This window comes from Paenibacillus arenosi, assembly GCF_014841135.1.
In the GTDB taxonomy this organism is placed as follows: Bacteria; Bacillota; Bacilli; order Paenibacillales; family Paenibacillaceae; genus Paenibacillus_B; species Paenibacillus_B arenosi.
Map to the genome: position 1 here is coordinate 160,341 of NZ_JACYTN010000006.1, position 20,339 is coordinate 180,679.

A 20,339-nucleotide genomic window follows, 5' to 3' on the forward strand; every position below is an offset into this window, starting at 1 on the left:
CGCATCATTCAATTACCTGTAATCTAATACAGGTCTAAATCCTATATTCGATGGGCTTGAATATGATGCAACTGTACTAAATAAGCCCGTAATCATACCGTGATTGCCTCGCTGGATTCTACCCGAAACATTTGCATCAAATCCTGCCCTTGCTGGGAAACCTTTTCCTACTGTATCTTTCACCCATGTTGTTGTTCCTTCATTCCAATGCCATATCTCATTGCTGTTCGTTCCATTAAACGCATTATTGGCTACGTACTTATCCCATTCATTGTCTTTAGGAAATGCACCTAGTCCTACATCTCTTAAACTAGGATTTCCTTCACTATCCTTGTAATATATACCGCCTGACGGAAATCGAATTACCGCATCTTTCATACCTTGGTTGTACAGCTGCCACTGATTAATGCCTGAATAAGCTTGACCATTGTTCGAAGTGAACTTGATACGTATTTTAGTGCACTCTATCGGTCTATCCATGATATATAGCCTAGTCTCAGATCCAGCCCACCCAACTTCATTCGTACGACTGTCTACAACGACCCAATCCACACCATCCCAAGCTTCAACATTCCAGTCCTTAATCATTGATGTGACGTTGGTTGCCGCTGCTTTTAATTTATAGTGAGTAGGACGCTCCGCCGTAACAAATTCATATTCTAACCATCCACTCACCGTCCTGCTATCCGTTACCCACCCCTCTTTGGCTTCATTAAATGCTTCCCAGGCTGGATAAGGAGAAGAATGAATGGAACTAGCACTGGCCTTGCCATAAGGTGCTGTATTACTCGTCATTTCAGGAACTAAGCCCAAATTAAAGGGTCTCCCTTCTACATACCGACTAGCATGATAGGTCAGCCAGCTCTGTCCAAACTGAACGGTTCTATCCGCAATGAATAGTCCTTCGTCTACTTTTATAAAATAGAAAAAGCCAGATGGATTCGCACTACCTGCGGTCGGAAGCTCTGTTCCTACTATTTCGCCCAAATTAGAAAATAATCCGACCGAACCATTTCTTTTGTATGTACATGGAATGTAATCTCCTATTTGCATCCGATCAACACGATTGCTTTCTCTACCACCGGTTAGTGGAACTGGCATATGATCGCCCCCTATCTTTACAAAGGTGCCGCTTTGGCATAAATATAAAAATTGCCGCCGCTCATCGTATCTTCCTGTGAGACGGCTCTAACATAAAAGGAATGGTGACCTCCATCCTTCATCGTGCCATTAAAGTGCAGTTCATTCTCTGGTATGAACGGAGTACTATATTGACTAATTTCCAGCTTCACTTTAGGTGAAAACTCTGGTGGTTTGAGGTATACCATCGGCTTAACTACATCAAAGCTGCTGTAATTGTATACATTCACCTTTTGGGGCAGTGATGTTTGACCAGCTACTAACGTACCGAAATCCAAGTTTTTGAAAATATTTCCCTGTGCGTCGTGATAAGGATAACCTCCTTCATCCGTAAAAATAAGAGATGGATTCGTGAGAGGAAACATCTCTAATGTGAAATTATCAAGGTAAATACCATCCACATTATTTCCAGGCTTATAATACTCTTGGTAATTAAACTCAAACTTCAACATATGTTCACCAGCTGGCAAAACCTGCTCATACTTCGTCCAAGCACGCCCATTCGTACCAACTATTTTTCGCTGATTATTTACATGGCAATAGTGGTATTCATAGTTATGTGAGGAATGGACCATATATATGAACGACATCTTCGTCTCATAAGGCACGTTAAACTTTATTGTGAACGCAGGTCTTCTTGGTACTTTCGATGTAGTAATAGACTTCATTCCAGTATTTGAAAATGCAGCACTTTTTTCAAAATCACCTGCTACCTCAATCGCCATCGATTCCCCTTCAAATCCTTCTACCAAGGTAAACATTTTCGTTGTCACATCAACACCTCTTTCTCCTTACAACGGTGCTGCTTTGGCATAAATATAGAAATCGCCGCCGCTCATCGTATCTTCCTGCGATACCGCTCTTACATAGAAGGAATGGTTGTCTCCATCCTTCATCGTTCCATTAAAGTACAGTTCATTCTCTGGTATAAATGGAGTACTGTATTGGCTAATTTCCAGCTTGACCTTAGGTGGAAACTCTGGTGGTTTGAGGTATACCATCGGCTTGACCACATCGAAGCTGCTGTAGTTGTATACATTCACCTTCATAGGCAGCGATGTTTGCCCTGCTACCAATGTACCGAAGTCTAAGTTTTTAAATATATTTCCGTGTGTATCGTGATAAGGATAACCTCCCTCATTCGTAAAAATAAGTGATGGATTCGTTAATGGAAACATCTCTAATGTGAAATCATCAAAATAGAATCCGTACGTATTATGAATTGAGGTATCATTTCGATATTCATACTGACAAGTAATCGTATGTTCTCCAGGTGATAGAATCTGTTCATATTTCCTCCAAGCTACACTTCCATCACCATACAATTTCCGGATATTATCTACGAATAAATAGTAATATTCATATCTATGAGGGGCACGAATCATATACATAAAAGACATTTTGGTCTCCAATGGAACATAAAATTTCAATGTGAAGGACGGCCTGCTATAGTTAATTTTCTTAGGCTTTTCAGTAGTCAATACCTTCCTCCCTGAATACGGGAACAGTGTACTTATTTCGTACTCCCCTGTCACCTCAATTGCCATCGAGTCTCCTTCGAATCCCTCTACTAGAGTAAACATTCGTGCAGCCATAATCGAACCCCCTCATCATCTAAGCTCCCAAGTGATCATTCCACCAATGCCTTCTTGTAATGGTGCATCGATTATATCAACGCGATTTCCATTTCTCTTAATTTCTACACGACCATCTAAATCCTTATTGGCAACTAGCTTTATCTCCATGCAAGCAACTTGAGAGTGCGGAATTTGACACACCGCTTGAAAGTTAAACTCAACGTCCTCCAGCTTTAGTTTCACTTTAAAGCCAAAGTTGAATTGAGTAATAGCACTGCTGCCAGAGCCAAGAATTCTAGGATTAAACGTAAATTCCGCATCCTTATACGTAATCAGGTCGTCGTACATAAATGGCTGACCTGTAAGCTGATATGACTTCTCTTCTGTTACATAATCGATTTGCAGCATATGTCCTAGAATCTTGAATATGCCCCCAAATACTTCAAAATACATTCGAGCATCATTACCAATCAGACCGAATCGAATCAGTTTATGCTTCTCAATATCTTGGAACCGATTCTCTTCGGTTGTCGTATAATCAAATTCACTCAGCACTGTGCCATCTGCATATTCTGCTACCCATACAAATGGCTGACTGACAGGTGAGCGAGCTTCATAGTTTCCAAACATGTTAGTTGCCTCCACTTTAATCGTGATAAAAAACAACCCCACTTTTCAGCGGGGATGTCTTCTACGTATATTGATAAGCGACACGAGTCAAGAACGTGAAGTTCCCTGCCGTTGCAGTTGCAGGCACATTAGCATGAAGCTCCACTTTACAATAGTTGCTTGCAGCAGCGACAGATCCGTCGTTTTTCGTACCTTTTATACGACCAGTCCCCGCCCCTTCAGCATGAATGGATTTGGTCACCGCTCCACCAATTGGCGTAAACGTACCTTCATTGGATAACCTAGCTTCGATCCACCTATTTGTAACCACTTCTCCTGTATTACTGCCTAAAATATCTTTCGTCGTTATCGTACAATTCGTCATGTCTGATACGTCACTAGATTGTTGTCGGTTATTCCAGATCATGAATGTCGTACCAACGGATACCGTTCCTGCATCTACGACCCCAATTGGCCATTCTGTTTGCTGTTTCGTATTATTCCCGTCATACCATTGAACAAATGGAGCTGACATGTATACTCCTCCTTTACCTCTCGCTATGACCTCAATATAAGACAGCAATACGCATCTTTAACAAATAGAAAGAAGAGACCTCGCAAGGCCTCTTCTTTTGGAAATTACATCACTTTTTTGTATTGTACGAATAGTACATCAGGAACGCCGTTCGTTACATTCAGTGTCTCAGGAGCGAAATTAAATCCTGTTATTTCTCCGCTGGCATTTTTGATGTAATCAAAGTTTACCGTCGGTGTTTGAAGTTGACCGTTAATTGCTAGTCTGACCGTTTTATCCTTAGCCCGGCCCTTAGCTAGCAAGTATTGAGTTTCCCCACCTACTGCTTCATATACTTCCTCTTCATCCTCGGTTTCCAACTTCGTAATGCGATCAGCTAATCCTGTAGATGTATCGCCAGCAGACTTTTGGCGTAGTGCAAGTTCTGTCAGTACTGCTTGCACCGTTAGTCCAGCATAGTTCGGATCTGTAACCACACCTACAAGACCTGCCCCCGCTGCTGCTGCCAAGTCTGCCTTCGCGGCTTGATCAGACGCTAAGCGATCCTGCACCTCTTTATTGATCTGGTCTTGGATAGCTAATGGAAGATTAGCATTTCCATCATTGTCTAGTGTACCGGATGCACCATATACATCTTTCATCAGCTGAATCAGATTCATGTATGCCTTCGCATCCGTTGCACCTTCCACGAATCCTGCCCCACCTTTAATAATGGAATCTACAGGAAAAACGGACAAGTTTGTACGTACGACAAAACGATAATCAATGTTACCCACTCCTGCTGGGAAAGTATAAGGTTGTTCAACCCCACTCACCAAGCTATAAAATTTGAGCGTGTATACACCAGCTGCTTCTTCCAAGCGTCCGTATACTACATCAGCATCTACATCACCGATTGGCGTATCTGTGCCAGCAGCTCGGATTTGTACTTTTTCGGTTAGTACCACTCCTTCCACATTAATGCCTGTGGAAACGGCTCGGCTGCCAACATCTGCGGAGACATCAAGCTGAGCAACACCCGCCACTGTTTTGTTATTTGCTTGAACGAACACATCAACCTTCGTATCTTCAAGTACTTCACGATGATTGTGAAAATTGATGTTCAAGTACGTCTCGCTAATTTTGTGAGCCTCATCAAAATGATGGTTTCGCATAATTTTTTGATTTAGCTGCTCACCACGAAATCTAGCTATTCCTCTTGTTCCTGCCATATTTATCACCTCATATAATGTAACTGCATAATCAATATAAGAAGCAATAATGTTAGTATATCTCGCAGCATGTAAGATGCTAGATTCGAATCATCAACTCAACGGTAACACCTCGAATACCGGCACCCAATTCCGTTACATTTAATCGGAAATGATCATGTTTCGTTACCTTTGGATCAGCTAACGTGTAAGGTGCACTGCTTGAATTCGTAGACTTCTCATTTGGATCAAGAGTTACACCTTGACTTACAATGCTGTTCCATAGCGGAGTAGCATCATAGTCTGCCTGAGTACATCTTTCAATTTGCAGTACGGTCTTGCTCGTTCCAGCCTGTGAACAAGACACATATACTTCGGTAATCTCCCCATCGAACGGGAAGCGAATCTCTGTTCTTTCAGGACCTATTGACAATCTATTCATGACAAAGACAATCGTCTTTGTCTCTGCCTTCTGCTCCATGAGATCAAGTCGATTATCAAGACGGCTATGTGGGATATCAGAGTCCTTATACTTTCTAGCTCCTATAATCTCTTCTTCCAGTGCCTTAAAACGAAGCTCATCGAAGCTGCCACCGCCTGTGTGACGATATTCCTGCTTCCAAGTCCGAATATAAATTTCATCGCCCACAACAAGAGGTACCGGCTGATCGGCTAACGGGTGTCCGGCAGGATACTTACCCAAGTCCAATCGAATCGTCTGCGTATCTACCTCTTCGTAACCCCCACCAACTGAAAGCAACTGGCCATTAAAATAAACATCCAACATTCTAATTCCTAGCACATAAGGATGAGCTGATGTAATAAACAAACCATTGTTGGTATCTAAAAAAGTCTGATCTATAATAATCTCTTGCTCCAACCAGTAGTTAGATACATTGCCAAATCGACGCAGCAACATCTTCGTACCTGCCATTGATGCATCACCTCCTTACATATGATCGATATCCAACATAAAGTGCAGCGGCTTAATGCCAAAATGCGAGGATTTTCGTTCTACCTTCATCCAGAACTTCTTTTTCCCAAGCGGATCAAGCGATCCCATAGTTAGCTTTTGTGTATAGTTCCCATTAGGTTTATCCGTCCCATCATCATGGCATATATCTGCCCACTCATATCCAAATTCGTCACGATACTTTAATATACCCATCGAAATATCACGGGCCGCTTTATTGGCAGATGGATTATGCAGTTCCATTTGAACTTGAATCACATTATCATACATCGTCCCAAGATTCGTCTGACCAGTAAGATTCAACTCTGTACCACTCCAAAGGACACGAAGATCAGTACCATAAAGATAGACGTCTCCACCATACATAGTTGACACATCCAGTGTTGATAACAACGCACCATGATTGTCGTACACCTTCAATTGACCATGGTAAGCTAATGTAGGAAGATCAAACTCAACGCCTGTCCATCCTGGTAGAACAGTAGCTGAGGCTATCATATGTCCATTCGCATCGCAAAGGTAGGCAGTATAATCTGCTGGTAGGTTGCCTAATGTAACCTGGCTGCTGCGGCACAACACAACGCGATCCAGTTTCAAATCGACGAATCCGTTTACTTGAGGATTTTTGAGAATGGCTCCTAGTTTGGCTGCTGCAAGTGGGGCTGTATCAAACAACTCCCACCCGTACCCACGATCTGCGTAAAAGGTCCACTGGTTATCTTTTTTCTGAACACGCCACTTGCTGTATTCAACTGTTGTCGTGTCTTTACTCTCTAGAAATTCCAAACGATGATACCCGTCCTGCCATACGACGATACCCCCCTCATCCCCTAGCTCAGTAGGAATATAGTCCGCTGACACCTCACATACAAGGTTTGCTTCTCCTGCCGGAATATCGAATAAAACCATTGTTTCTATACTCGTATGGGCCATATGTAATTGATGAATACTTGTATCTAGCTTACAAGCATTAGCAGGAGAGATTTGATAGCGAGGGTCTATCCCCACGCTATCAAACGTATCATCAAACAATAACCCGCTCCATTTCTTATATATCCCCAAAATTCCACCTACCTTGTCTTCTTCCAGTTCCAAATACTCCAAGATGCAACCTTACCTAGAATGAGCCAAATTTTCTTTTTCCGAGACTTATTATGCGTTATATTTGACCCTTTACTAGGCTTCTCTATAACCGTCTCTATTACTTTGTGTCGGCGCCCTTCTTCAGGAGTTTCTATCTGCATATCAATGCGCTTCTTAAGCTTGCTACCCTGTTCATTTGCAACAATGTCTGTATCTATTCGCTTCTTCAGCCTTAAAGATTGTTCTTTACTATGAATTTGTACAGGTATCACTTTCTTTTTCCGAGTACTATCGGATATGTCACCGATATCAGCAGCATCTGTACGCAAGAATGAATCTGCTTCTATATCCTCCTCTACTAGAGTTTCCAAAGAAAGTCCTTCGGAATGTCCTAGCATCTGCTCTTCATTATGAACCAGCATGTTGCTATCCCCGATAGTAGCAGTCGATTGATCATCATGGACAGCTTGCAGAACACTATCTCCACTCATACCCTCATATTCACTAAGAGTAGCATCGAGCACATTCTCGGCATTATTTTGACCACTAATAAACTCCAGCACCGCTTCCCTACTGGATGTATTCTCACCTTGATCATATTGACTTGTATGATAAACGGTATCTATTCTATGATTCGCAGCATACTCATCCCCTTCAAGGATAGAGTCTCTCGTCATATGATCGGTATTTCCGAGAATAGGTAAATCGATGATTGAATCTATAGCTTGATTTTTGCTGCCATGCTCAGGCCGTGCATCCACTGCATTGTAGACATGAATTCCACCCCGTGCTCGTTCATCCTCATGCAGGATACCGTACTCTTTTAACCCTAAGTATTTTGCTAGCACAGGCTCCTGCTGCTTAGCATCAAAATCACGAATATGTGTAGACCATTCAATGGGTTGTTCAACGGCACTGTACTCTTGAATATAGTTAGCTGTCTCTGTTTTTTTCAGAGCATCTGATTCAGGAATTATGGTAGGATGCGAAAGTTCAGTTACAGCAAGTACGGCATCGTTTCTATTATCAGAGTAGCCCGTCTCACTATGCTCCATGGACAATTCGTAGTCTGCATCTAAAACCGTTTGAACGATAGACTGTTCTGCTCCATCAAAGGCTACATTTCGCTCCGCTTCTTCCCACTCCTGATAGATACCATCTCCAGAAGCAGTCGCTGTACCATGTTCAGACTCATCCAAAATGCCACTATTGAACTGCTCTACCTTTCCGAATTCGGTCACAGCCCCGTACATTCCCTCCGCCATTACACCACCAACAGCTTGTTCATCCCGTTGCATAGTTCCTTCTGCATTTGTTCCACTTGCAGCACGTTCATACTGTTGCAGAACAATCCCATCAGCCGCTGTGCCTGTAGACAAAGATTGCTTAAGCTGCTGAATGACCGCATCTTTTATCGAGTCCGTATCAGCTTGTAGAATTCCGTGCGTTATCGTATCCGCCCATATATTGTCTATGCCAGCTTGAATAATTTCGCTAGCACAATGACCATACATAATTTGTAGCAAGCGAACCATAGAGCCGATTTCAGGTGAATCAGAAATAAACTGCTTCTGTAATTCGGCTTCGATATGAGCATCTGTTTTTGCATCCAATTGAATATGATGCTCACTGATAGCAAGGTGGACAAGTTCTGTTCCTCCACCTTCAAACATAAGCTCCGAATGAATAACTTCCGTAGCTAATCCCTGTTTCGAGTCATCCGAGACGGTTGCTGAACTAAATTGTTCATTATCTATCATTACATCTGAGCTAGCGTGGGCCTCGGAGCTCCAATCCAAATGCATGAGCGAACCTTGTTTGATTTCACCTTGCAATTTAAATTCAGGCACAGCTGCCTCTTTCCAATGATTGCGCTCGAACTCAGCTGCACGACTGTGCTCTACGACAGCCATCTTTTCTCCGCTTACATGATAAACGTCTGTACTTTGCTCAATATGACCCTGCTGATCCTCTCTCCTAGTTGAGTCGGTAAAGTCATCAACAGGATGCATGAGCAGCGAGAAATGATCACGACGACCAGGTGTCATCGTTTCTATTTCTATATCTTTGACATCTGTCATTCTAGTAGATGCGGAAAAACGTATATGCTGTACATCGCGAGAATCCATTAGGCTTGCATCCGTTTGATGAATCACATCTACTTCCTTCTCCATGAAGCCGGTAGCAAGATGATCCTCTGCTGCCTTCCATGGCTGAAGCAAGAGTGTGCTCTTTGTTATTCTTTGGTCATCTACATCATATACGGGAGAACGACTAATGGCGGAATGATCATATCCCATCAACCCTATTTTGTTTGCCATATTGGAACAGGTGAAGCCGGTATGATTGCCCCTATCAACTGTATAATAACTATCGGCCTGCGAAGGCTCTTCCAGCTCCTCTGCTCCCAATCTACTTTCCCCGCTTAAATGCTTCTGAATGTCTGAAAGATAGGATACAATGACCGCATGCACTACTTGCAGTTCCTCTCCTTCCACTTCCGTAACATTCATAGCTTGTTGCAATCTGTCACCAAAGAGACTGCTAGCAGAATAAGGAGATTTCGTAGCCGTCTTCATAACATCCAGCTTCAGCGTTCGGTAGGTACTAATAGCAGGGGCAGACAAGTGGTATTGAGTTTCTCGCACAGTATCCAATATTGTGTCTATACCAAATGCCAGTTCATAGCCCTTTTTAGAAAAAAGGGCGGTGAATCTGATAAGGTAAGATTTTTTACCATTCAGCATGTTCACCGCCAACCTCCCTCAATATATCAATATATTTATTATGGGTTCTTCGGGAGGGTTTCCTTCAGAACACCAAGGCCAATTGGTGCAAATGGACTGATAGTCGCCAAGGTAAGAGGGCTTACAGGCGTATCAGCTAATGTATAACGATAGATTTGCTTATAGTCATAAGTAATTAGAATTTCATCGTCAGACGCTGGCACTTTACCGCCCAAGAAGGTAATCGTCTTGGAATGGTAATCAAGTGTATAATCTGTGCCGAGCGTTTGCAGGACGCAGTTAACTTTAACCTCCAACTTAAATGGAGTCCCGTCCATTTTGAGTGATGGTTGATGCGATAGATGGAATGTTCGTTTCACACCATCACCTTTGCCTGGATCCTCATTTTCAGACGTTTCTACAACTTCCAACTCATCTAGTTGAGAAATATTTTTAGGATGAATGGCATAGCATTCATCAAGCTTACCAACAAAGCCGTCATTTGGATGCACTACGTACATTGGGCTAATATGATACTTACCAGAGTATACAGATGGGTTGAACCTAGATTCCCCTGCGTCAACCATTTTATCGTGTGTAATGAACGCTAGGTAATGGTTCTGGTAATAAGTTCCGCCAATGGACTGCTGCAGCTGTACCGAACGATTACCGTTAGAAGTGTTATTACCATAATCTACGAAAACAGAACCGAACTTCATGTCTTTCGTCCATTTGATCTCATCCTTCTCTCGGCAGCCAGACATAAGCACATGATTTTTACGTGGCGACTTGCCGATCGTCGTCATTCGTCCAATATACAATGGTGCATAATAAGTATTCTCTGGCCCTGCTGTAGGATCTGGACGCAGGAACATTACGATGCGATCTTTTGTAAAGTTGCCCCAGTAGTACATCGTCGAATCTCGCTGCCATCCTCGATCAAAGTTATCCAATGGCGTGAACGACAAGGCAGTTGGCAAAGATGGATAAATGTAATAAATGCAAGAATATACAGCATCCATCATAGACTTGCCATTATCAGCATCAAAGTTTTTGCATAGAATATCTCCGTAGTTAATCATCTTCGTTCCTGTGCCGGACAGTATTCTAACATACGAAGCATGCAGCTCCGCACCCGGATCCGGTGCCGGACGATTTTGCTCAAAAATAATTTCATTTTTTACATAGTCAACGGTATACGCATCAACTGGAACTTCTAGCTGGTTAATGAATACTCGAACAGAACCTTCTTTGATCGTCGTATCCGTCGGAATTTTAAAATTCTTCTTTTTTCCATCCCCATCCGGAAGAATAGATTCCGGATCTCCAAGGTACACGCCACCACCAATACCTTCAACAATTTTCTCCGAACGTACATCATCGAACGTAAAGAAGAATAAACGTTTAGGAATATTTGGCGCATTTACCGCTGGTGAATAAGATACCGTAAACGTATCTGTAGGTGCTGCAGGCTTCGTCAACGTAAATGTACCCGAATAGTAATCTATCGTGTACTCCGTCTTTTCCAAGAACATCCCGTTCTTGTAAATCATCTCAGAGTCTTTCTCAACTGGACGCACAATGATGCTATATTTATCAGCAGCCCCTGTTACTTTACTAGCTTCTCCTAGCACAGAGTTCTGAGAAATAAAGTCCATTTCTCCGGCTTTACGGGTATAGCCACCATATCCATAGACCATACCAAAGTTACGAATTTGTCCATCCGAACCTTGCGAACGGAAAAGGCGAACATCTGCAAATTTTGTTTTCGTATTTCTCGGGTCACCTGTTACTGCCCGATATTTAATAAATGTATCCCAACCATTAGCGTTAAATCGTTCTTCTAGCTCACTAGGAAATAACTGTATCGTCGAATCACCATCAAACCATGCCACGGTTAATCACCTCTCGAATTTTATTTACTCTCCTGCTGCATTCCATTATGGATTATGGGGTGACAGGAGGTGGAACAATTACCTTTCCATCCTCATCTACGGTATTTAAGTACAATCCAATACCTGCAGGGCGGAACTGTGTACCTGGTTTCTTCGTTAATGGGGAAATACCCTCAACCAAGAAGTAGCGGTATACATCATATTCATTCGGACAATTTGCCTTTTTAACGCGAAGTTTATTCGCATTAAAGGAGAAGGCAGCAAGGGAAATGGTTTCCTTAAGTGTACCTCGCACACCTTCTTCTGGATGAATGACGTACACTTTGGAAGTATGTACTTTGCCACTATAGCGAGATGGATTGAAATTATATTTATACAATGGGTTCTCCGCATTGTTCCAAGCACGCGGATAATCGCGTTTGCCATCAACGGAAGATCGTGCAGGCGGCATCAAGTTCGGTGGTGAGTTCCATGACAAGTAATGTGCTTGATAACGAGCACCCAACTTCCCACGATGCACACAGACATTATCTAATCCGTTAGCAGGGAATTTCGGATAGCTTTTCAGAAGCGGCATAATATTTTTTTGTCGCTTCAATGTATCGTCGAAGTCATACTCCGCAACCTTATCGAGCGTTTCTTCCATAGGCACACTACCAGCAAATAAAGCGTATGCATTATCGCCTTGTTCAATCGGATCAAGTTTACCGAAGTAGAGCGGGATAATCGGAACCAGGTTACCTTCTGGAGCAGGTACATTGTCACACTGTACGATAAAGAACATATTCGTTCCTGTTAACGTACCTTTAATTGAAATTTCGGAATCTCTCCACCAATTCGTATATTGAACAGCTGAGTTATACGGAGGATGGTAATAAGATTCCATCAACTTTGAACGGAGTCCAGCCTGCATGACAGGAGACTGCATCCGCTCGCCTTCTGCCTTAGCTAATGTAAAGATAGGAGCTCCCGATCCTTTTTGCCACACGGACTCCTCCACTTCAATATCTAATGCGGCTCGTAACTGAGCATCTGGTGAATCATCCTCCCAAGCAAGTAGGATATCAGGATAATTAGGAGTGAGCCCCTTTAGTTCTTCTACCATATATACAAATAGTGTCTGCGGTGAACGATACTTACGAAATTCATTTGTGCACCATTCTGAAAATGGTTTCATAGAGTCTTTTTCAGGACGAGCACCGTACTCAAGAAGCTTTGGATTCCATGTGCCAGCAATAGCCAAACCAAACATTTTATTTTCTGTATTCGCATAAATAAAATGCTCAGCCACTGTAATACGATAATTACTAATTTCAATTTTAGGAGTATTCGGATTCGTTAGTCTTGCATCAAAAACCACCTTCTTAAAGTTAGCCACAACTTTCCAACCCTCTGTTTCTAGAAGATTACCTAAGCGCGGCTGCAAGTCCGCTTCCGTTACTTTCGGTGTATATGTTGCAGGTGTTGTATCAATAAACGGCATTTAATTCGCACCCCTTTTACTTTTCTATGAATTTGTCAGTTGAAATGAATCACCTTTTAAACAGGGCAATGAACTAGATACTCCCAAGCAGTATGCGATTCACTAGAAGTAACTGTGACTTTGATCTGCGTTTCACCACCAACTGGAATATAACGAAACGTAATTGACCCCTTATGCTGAACCTCACCATGTGTCGATCCAAGTAGTTGATTCTGATAGTAAACTTCTAGTCGATCAGGATAACCGTACATGTCATAATCGATGCGAACCATTCCGGCTTTAGATCCTAATTCATGATGTTTCTGTGTAAAACTTCCTCCGCCAGATTCCGTCATCTGACCGCACTGCATTGTATTTGGCGGCGGCGGCGGTGGTGGTGGCGGTGGTGGTGGTGGCGGCTGATTAACAACAATCGATGCTGTTGCTGAAGCTGACTGACCAAGCTCATTCCATATCGTTAGTTTCACTTGATAAATTCCAGCTGTCCGGAAAGTAAACATTGCCTCATCTACCGTATAATCACCTTTGTTAACTCCACTTTTCACCGACCAGCGGAAGTGGGCGATTGGAGAATGATTGCTATATGTTGATGTATATCTGATACTTGTTCCAGCATCTATCGTTGACGAACTAGGATCGATAGATAGCAACAACTCCGGTGGCGGTGGTGGCGGTGGCGGAATTTCGGGGAGTTCATACCCCACTTTCAAAATTCCTAGTCCAGCCGGCCGGAATGGAGTACCAGGTCGCTTCGTCAATGGCGAATTTCCTTCTACAAGGTAGTACGCGTACACCTCGTATTTATCCAACTCATTGCAATGGTTCTTTACTGCTTTTAGCTCGTCACCGTTCATTATAGATAAGGGACTAACCAAAATAACATTTCGCAGCGTACCGAACGTACCGTCTTCAGGATGAATGAGCAGCGCTCTAGATGAGTGTGCCTTATCGCTATAACGAGATGGATTGAACTGATATTTATAGGTCGCATGTTCATAGTTGTTCCATGCTCGTGGGTGCTTGTGACCATCTGCATTCTCTCTCCGTGGAGGCATCATATTAGGCGGCACATTCCACGAGAGATAATGAGCCTGATATTTAGCACCCTGTTTATTGCGCTTCACCATGACGGAATCGATACCATTACTCGGATAATGCGGATACTCTTTCATAATAGGTAGAAGGATTTCTTGCTTGATTTCCACATCGTCATAATCAAACTTTGCCGACTGCTTCAAAGCAGGCTCAAGATCGATGCCTTCTTTGTAATAAGCAGTGCCTGAAAATAAAGCAGCCGGATAATTACCAGTAGCTTGAGCCGTGTGGGCAGCAATTTCGACCCACATTCTTGACGATATCGGCGTATGACCATTAACTAAGGATGTACTCGATGCTTCAATATCAAATGAGATTTTTCCCTCAATACCCGTAAGAGGAAATTCACCCATAAGTTCAGCATCTTCTTTATGGAGAACAGGCGGCCCCGGACTAGCCGTTTTAAATTTACCAATGACTTGTCCAGCTATCGTAAGTGTTATGGCCTCATCTCCTGTATCGCTGTCGTTATCCCCTGAAAGCCACACTCGAACTTTGGAATTTTTATTCGTCATTGGCTTACTTGAGAGAATAGGTGCACTTCTTTTCTGGGCTCCTTGAAATTCAAACGGAATTAGTCGAGAAACTACTTCTTCTTCAACACCGTCTTCATCAAAATCTCCCATATATAACGGAACTGCGGGAACTGCATTCCTATCCCATACAGGTACTGTATCCGCAAGCAAAATAAGCATTAACGACTTGCCATCCACAAAGCCCTTTACATGTACTTTGCTGTCATTCCACCAGTTCGTGTACTTAATGTCTGTAAAGCCTTTGCGCTCAATATGTTCCAGCTGAGGAACTCTCATCCGTGATGTGACGATTGGAGACTGAAAGTTTTGCGGATATTTATGTGTAATCTTAGACTGCAGAGCATTTGTATCATTCTGCAGCCCCCACATCGTCGTCTGTATTTCTACATCCAATGCAAGCCGCTTGAATTCATCATAGTTATTCCAGCCCGCTAACCACTGACCACCATCGATAAACTTCTCCAATTGATAGAAATAAATCGTGCCTCGATCATACAAGTTATCTTCTTCCGCCTTCTGAATAGCCCATGAAAAAATACTCGTATCTTGAGGACGCAATTGAGTACCAAAATCATTGTGCGGCGGTGGATCAGGATCATAAATCGCAAATGGGACTTTACAACCTGTATTCGAAAGCTGCTCTCTAAACTGAGCTAACATCGCCATGCCATATAAATGCCCCGAAGTATTTTTTACAACATAATGCTTGGCTACAAAGAAAGGAAACTCGTTAGTACCTAACAAGTCACTGTAATAAATAGCTACCTGACCATGAACGGCAGGAGCAAATTCAATAATTGTCTTTCCCGTACTGTAGTCTTTTTCAGCCGTATAAAAAGTAGTCGGGCAAGGCTCGCCATTTAAATAAACGTAGAAATCCTCTTCATGCAGCATATAAGGTAGCTCAATAACTGGGTTGGCCAAAGGTAAATAGAATCTTTTAATAGACGGCCTAGTAAGTGTTTCTGCATATACTAGCTTTGTAAACTCTCCTACTTTCGTCCATCCATTGTTCGTACATATACCTACTAAATCTCCTAGTAAGTGCTCCTCATTAATGATGTTCTCGATCCAAGGCGTTGGCTGGTAAGAAGTATCCGCCATGCAATCACCTTCTTTCTATTTCAACATTTGGTAGTTTACCCATATGAATTTGGGCTTTCCTCCTTCGTTGAAGTACTCAAAGTTCAAAATAGTGCCTGCCGGACAGGGAATGATCGCTGTAAAATTCATACCCTCTGGCAAATCTTTCGTATAAATATTGCGACACACCAACGCATTGCCTACATATAGGTTCCAATAGTCTTTTGGTTCATAATCCGATACACCTACAGCTACAGATAGAAGCTCACAATCTTCCTGAATCTTAAGCTCATCCTTCCACTTTCCCGAACCGTTTGAAGGAACCATAACCCCTTCAATGTAAGGAGTCGTCTTGGTAGGCATGAACGGAGGATCAAATCTTCCTCCCACTACATAACTCGCGAAATTGGCTCCACTGGACAACCACTACACCGCCTTCGTATATTGGAGTACTACATTTTTGAACAACCCATTCTCTCGAATAATTGTTCCTTGAATGGATGAGAAAGATTGAATATCCGTCTCCTCCTCTATCTGTTCATTGACTTTGGAAGGATGTTCAATCTCAATAAGGAACCCTGTAACGATCAGTGACTCATCCCGTTCAAGCATTAGCCTCTCAATTGTTCCGCTATCATACGTATAAATAACAGAAGTAACTAACGTTGGCGAACTGGTTAGCTCTCGCAGAACTTCAACGTTAATGACATTCGGCTCTAGTCTACTCTTTAGCACAACAGATTGGTTATTGCCTGAGGAATACAATCCTTCGCGTGCCATTTCCCTTCGTATTAGATCGAGTACAGGGAACACGTCATTCACATTTAGAAAGTTACGATTATCCATGGATTTACTCACCTCCCCTTTCGAAGGCATTATAAGAAAAGAAAAAGGACAATTATCGTCATTAACGTAATTGTCCCTATTCGCTAAATCTTATTAAGTTAACAGCTGCCAGGTTAATTCAAGATAACTGACTATTCCTTTATTACTGCCGACAAGTCGATGCCCCTTCACAATATAGTGATTGGCCGTATACGTACTTTCATTATGTACATAGACCGTATCCAACAGTTCGATGAGAGGATTTCCTTTGACAACCACATTTTTCGTTCTAGCTTGGCGTTTAATATCAAAAAACACTTTATTTGCAATTTCCTGCTTCAATCCACGCATAGAGGCCCCATCTACTTCATCAAGCCAGTTTAGATTCATACCCGCTGTACGTATATTGCCTTTCGTGGCAATAATGAGTGACTTATCAAAAAAGTGTTCAACCAAACCGGATGTACCTGAAATCATCAAATGATTTCGAACACGCGAATAGTCCGTAGAGGAGTTCAGCTCAAATAAATTTTCATCACCGGTAAATTCCCACTTCGTCCCCTGCTTGACCAGCCAATCTGGATCATCCAAGAAATCCATCCGTTTCATCATAAACGTCCCGTAACGGTTACAGAACACTCGATAGGGCATGTCCTGAATCAATGAATGAATCGCATCAGAAGATCTAGTGCCGACCGGGAACGTTACCGATGCTACAAATGGATTTTCCCAACCACCAACCTTTTTTATCGCCTCTTGTGAAACAGCATCAAGCTCTCCCGTTGATTTATTAAACTTCATAAATGTGCCTTCACTCTTATTCACATCAATATAGACCGTGTCATCGATATCATAGTCAGGATAAGCAAAGTCTTCTGCATGCACCTTCCACGTCGTTATTCCTGACTCCACTGCAATATCTTCTACAATACTAGACTTAATCCATGCGAATGCCCCTCCATCGGAGCCAAGTGTATCTTCTGGCGGATAAGATTTAGGCCTGTAAAGTACATGCTCTTCAATCATGTCAAATCGATCTACACAGCTAAAGGATATCGTTCTCTCCTTGGCATTCTCTTCGATTTCGCCCTTGATCATTCCAGTGAATACCCTTACTAATTCATTGCCAAAGCCAGCATAGATTCGAATAGGCGTCCCTTCTGAAATAACATGGCATAGTTCCCCACCTTCCCAGAAGGATAGAGGTGGAGCTTTCTTTTTATACGTACTCGGAAAATCAGCATTCCGCTGCCACATAGGAGAGTAGATGCCTTCTCCGTTATCAAGCGTAATTCGAGCAGTCGATGACGAGGTATCCATATGCGCATTGACTTCCCACGAGATAACATCTTTATCGACCGTAAACATCTCTTCGAATTCAAAGTCGCCTACTTCATACCATTTCTCACTATACATATCTCCGATCCTCGTTGCGAACTGTTCGATTGCATAGTTATTAAATGCATATTTCACATCGTCAATAAACATCGTACCCTTACTAACGACCAGCAGTATCTGGTTCGCATTGTGCGAATAACTGGTACCTCTAACATCTGTGTTCACCCATTCCTCGTTACGCCTTACATACACATCCATGTCTGTGTCATCATGGCAAACAATCGTATACTCGACAAAGTCAGACTGGTTATCAATACTGTATGCTCCTCCACCCTGAGCAGAAATACCATCAGGCCGGATCGTCACCATAAATCCTTTTTTCCCGTTACTAAGATAAACACGCCCTATTGTGTCAGTAGCTACCTTCACTCGCAAGTTCATCGTAAATGGAAATTTGGTAATTTTCTTGGAACGCTCAATGCCTGCTTCTCCACCTTTTGTGGAGATTGCTTGATAATCGCCTTTATCCTTCAGGCTCACATTGCCGTTCGCGGTCCATTTACTTGAACTATTCATATTATCTACAAACGACCATAACTGCTTAGCCTCTATAGTCTCAACATCGAACTCTTTCGCCTTTAACCACAGTAAACCAAATCTTCCCGAAGAAGCATTTGCCGAGTTGGCAAATGAAAATACCACCTTATGCTTCCCTTTAGGTACTGGTATGGAAGGTGGATAAGCAACCCCATTTTTGGCACTAGCTCCACTGATTTGAACGATCGGATAATCATCAACCCTAACCGTGATAACATCATGAATACCAAGCTCAGCATTGTACGCCCAAGAGAGATTACCTGCATTGATCCATTCATGCTCAAACACAATTTTCTTCGTATGGCCAGCACTATTTGTTTTCCTGAATCCGAGAACATTGTGCATTTTACTCTTTGTCTCATTCATCAGAAATTGCTCTGCCCCTTCTAGTATTGGATATTTTTTAGGAGGCAAAGTCGTTCTTTTCGCCGTGAAATCTTTGGAGTAAGTCTGTTTCGACGTCGTCCGATTCACTTGATAAGTGACTATTTCTTTACCATAATCTCCTGTCAAGGTACGCTCCTTACCATCGCCCCATGATTGTACTCGGATCACTACATCTTTTCTACCAAATGTATATGCCTTCTGAGTCGTTTCCATAAGAATATCGATACGATTCCCCTTAATATCTCCCCCGATATCATCGGCATCATAAATGCCCCATGACACGCCTTCTACGATCAATTCAACTTTGCTTTTAAGTGGAATAAGAGAAGGATCTACCGCGATAATTTTCCATCCCTCCCACTTTCGAACATCGGTGCCACCCTTCGTTATGCCCGTACAACCTTTGCATGTTGCTGTATAGGCAGTAGCCTCCACATGATATTCCACGTAACCACCTGAAATTGGTGCAGGTGGAGGCGTAGTTGCTGTAGTTTTGGGTGTTTTAGAAGCCAACTGAATACTCTTCTGTCTCCTAAGGAAGGGCTCTGGGTTTAAATCTGTACCATTAAGTCTAACTTCGAAATGTAGATGAGTCCCATCTCCACCTTGACTTGAAATGGATAATCCCGTATTCCCCCCCAATCCGATGATATCTCCAGCTGACACCTGCTCACCTCGATTGACAGAAATACTGTTTAGATGGGCGTATCTTGTCTGCCAGCCATTCCCATGATCGATGTAGACTACCTTACCATATCCATTCATTGCTCTAGCTTCTGTAACTCTTCCTGCCCAGACCGCATGTACAGGGTCGTTCATAACCAAATCAAAATCGATGCCATTATGATTTTTGCGAGAGCATCTAGGATCACTATCATGCCAATCTGTAATGAACATTCCTTGTATTGTGCGAGAACTATTGCTCTTCCCTCGCAGCGTACTACTGAAAATGATAGGCATAGACATGGTGACATTCTGAAGCTCCGTCGGTGTGTTATTCCATACTTCAGGCGGAGGGGGAGTGCCTGGTACATGAGTACCGGGAATATATTCCGTCAACTTCTCGGCTTTATCTATGGATAACAAGTCAGAAACTACACTTTCTTGCACATACTTTACTGCATCATACTTCCTTCTAAGCCCACTAACATACGTCATTTTATCAAGTTCTATCACTACTCTAGGCTCATGGCCAGCAGCATCTATTTTATTCTGTATCCCTTCTAGCAATCGACTTGAAGGGTGATTATAGTCAGATACATACATG

General features: G+C 42.6%; 15 protein-coding genes. All 15 read right to left on the bottom strand.

Annotation, left to right across the window (positions count from 1 at the left end; all coding sequences use genetic code 11):
* Nucleotides 1–12 precede the first annotated feature (12 nt).
* The 15 genes from IFO66_RS11230 to IFO66_RS11300 all read right to left on the bottom strand — a co-directional run bounded on the left by IFO66_RS11230 (nt 13) and on the right by IFO66_RS11300 (nt 20,338).
* Complete coding sequence (locus IFO66_RS11230) at nt 13–1,101, bottom strand: discoidin/SUN/FTP domain-containing protein (RefSeq protein WP_192025229.1); 1,089 nt, start codon at nt 1,099–1,101, stop codon at nt 13–15.
* A 17-nt stretch (nt 1,102–1,118) separates the two neighbouring features.
* Nucleotides 1,119–1,913 carry a hypothetical protein gene (locus IFO66_RS11235; RefSeq protein ID WP_192025230.1) on the bottom strand — a complete coding sequence of 265 codons (795 nt, stop codon included), beginning with the start codon at nt 1,911–1,913 and terminating at the stop codon, nt 1,119–1,121.
* 18 nt (nt 1,914–1,931) lie between these two features.
* Nucleotides 1,932–2,735, bottom strand: coding sequence for a hypothetical protein (locus IFO66_RS11240; RefSeq protein WP_192025231.1), 804 nt, complete (start codon nt 2,733–2,735; stop codon nt 1,932–1,934).
* Nucleotides 2,736–2,750: 15 nt separating this feature from the next.
* A complete protein-coding gene (locus tag IFO66_RS11245) occupies nt 2,751–3,347 on the bottom strand; it encodes a hypothetical protein (protein ID WP_192025232.1) in 597 nt (198 codons plus the stop codon).
* Between the two features lie 61 nt (nt 3,348–3,408).
* A complete protein-coding gene (locus IFO66_RS11250) occupies nt 3,409–3,861 on the bottom strand; it encodes a hypothetical protein (RefSeq protein WP_192025233.1) in 453 nt (150 codons plus the stop codon).
* A gap of 104 nt (nt 3,862–3,965) precedes the next feature.
* Nucleotides 3,966–5,072 carry a hypothetical protein gene (locus tag IFO66_RS11255; RefSeq protein WP_192025234.1) on the bottom strand — a complete coding sequence of 369 codons (1,107 nt, stop codon included), beginning with the start codon at nt 5,070–5,072 and terminating at the stop codon, nt 3,966–3,968.
* A gap of 79 nt (nt 5,073–5,151) precedes the next feature.
* Nucleotides 5,152–5,985, bottom strand: coding sequence for a hypothetical protein (locus IFO66_RS11260; protein WP_192025235.1), 834 nt, complete (start codon nt 5,983–5,985; stop codon nt 5,152–5,154).
* Nucleotides 5,986–6,000: 15 nt separating this feature from the next.
* Nucleotides 6,001–7,128, bottom strand: coding sequence for a cell adhesion protein (locus tag IFO66_RS11265; protein WP_225445678.1), 1,128 nt, complete (start codon nt 7,126–7,128; stop codon nt 6,001–6,003).
* A complete protein-coding gene (locus IFO66_RS11270; protein ID WP_192025236.1) occupies nt 7,095–9,860 on the bottom strand; it encodes a hypothetical protein in 2,766 nt (921 codons plus the stop codon). The genes IFO66_RS11265 and IFO66_RS11270 overlap by 34 nt, the downstream gene beginning before the upstream one ends.
* A gap of 32 nt (nt 9,861–9,892) precedes the next feature.
* Nucleotides 9,893–11,728 (bottom strand): hypothetical protein, encoded by a 1,836-nt coding sequence (locus IFO66_RS11275; protein ID WP_192025237.1) that lies wholly within the window; start codon nt 11,726–11,728, stop codon nt 9,893–9,895.
* A 52-nt stretch (nt 11,729–11,780) separates the two neighbouring features.
* Complete coding sequence (locus tag IFO66_RS11280) at nt 11,781–13,211, bottom strand: hypothetical protein (RefSeq protein ID WP_192025238.1); 1,431 nt, start codon at nt 13,209–13,211, stop codon at nt 11,781–11,783.
* A 56-nt stretch (nt 13,212–13,267) separates the two neighbouring features.
* Nucleotides 13,268–15,946, bottom strand: coding sequence for a PKD domain-containing protein (locus IFO66_RS11285; protein ID WP_192025239.1), 2,679 nt, complete (start codon nt 15,944–15,946; stop codon nt 13,268–13,270).
* A gap of 15 nt (nt 15,947–15,961) precedes the next feature.
* Nucleotides 15,962–16,348 (bottom strand): Low copy number virion structural protein, encoded by a 387-nt coding sequence (locus tag IFO66_RS11290; protein WP_192025240.1) that lies wholly within the window; start codon nt 16,346–16,348, stop codon nt 15,962–15,964.
* A gap of 3 nt (nt 16,349–16,351) precedes the next feature.
* Nucleotides 16,352–16,771: a hypothetical protein gene (locus IFO66_RS11295; RefSeq protein WP_192025241.1), complete on the bottom strand. Its 420-nt coding sequence runs from the start codon at nt 16,769–16,771 to the stop codon at nt 16,352–16,354.
* Nucleotides 16,772–16,864: 93 nt separating this feature from the next.
* Nucleotides 16,865–20,338, bottom strand: a complete 3,474-nt coding sequence (locus tag IFO66_RS11300; RefSeq protein ID WP_192025242.1) for a peptidoglycan DD-metalloendopeptidase family protein — start codon at nt 20,336–20,338, stop codon at nt 16,865–16,867.
* Between the last annotated feature and the right edge of the window lies 1 nt (nt 20,339).

Coding starts and splice junctions, on each gene's coding strand:
- IFO66_RS11285 (WP_192025239.1), bottom strand. CDS start 15,946: ATGGCGGATACTTCTTACCAGCCAACGCCTTGGATCGAGAACATCATT.
- IFO66_RS11245 (WP_192025232.1), bottom strand. CDS start 3,347: ATGTTTGGAAACTATGAAGCTCGCTCACCTGTCAGTCAGCCATTTGTA.
- IFO66_RS11240 (WP_192025231.1), bottom strand. CDS start 2,735: ATGGCTGCACGAATGTTTACTCTAGTAGAGGGATTCGAAGGAGACTCG.
- IFO66_RS11230 (WP_192025229.1), bottom strand. CDS start 1,101: ATGCCAGTTCCACTAACCGGTGGTAGAGAAAGCAATCGTGTTGATCGG.
- IFO66_RS11300 (WP_192025242.1), bottom strand. CDS start 20,338: ATGTATGTATCTGACTATAATCACCCTTCAAGTCGATTGCTAGAAGGG.
- IFO66_RS11250 (WP_192025233.1), bottom strand. CDS start 3,861: ATGTCAGCTCCATTTGTTCAATGGTATGACGGGAATAATACGAAACAG.
- IFO66_RS11260 (WP_192025235.1), bottom strand. CDS start 5,985: ATGGCAGGTACGAAGATGTTGCTGCGTCGATTTGGCAATGTATCTAAC.
- IFO66_RS11295 (WP_192025241.1), bottom strand. CDS start 16,771: ATGGATAATCGTAACTTTCTAAATGTGAATGACGTGTTCCCTGTACTC.
- IFO66_RS11280 (WP_192025238.1), bottom strand. CDS start 13,211: ATGCCGTTTATTGATACAACACCTGCAACATATACACCGAAAGTAACG.
- IFO66_RS11255 (WP_192025234.1), bottom strand. CDS start 5,072: ATGGCAGGAACAAGAGGAATAGCTAGATTTCGTGGTGAGCAGCTAAAT.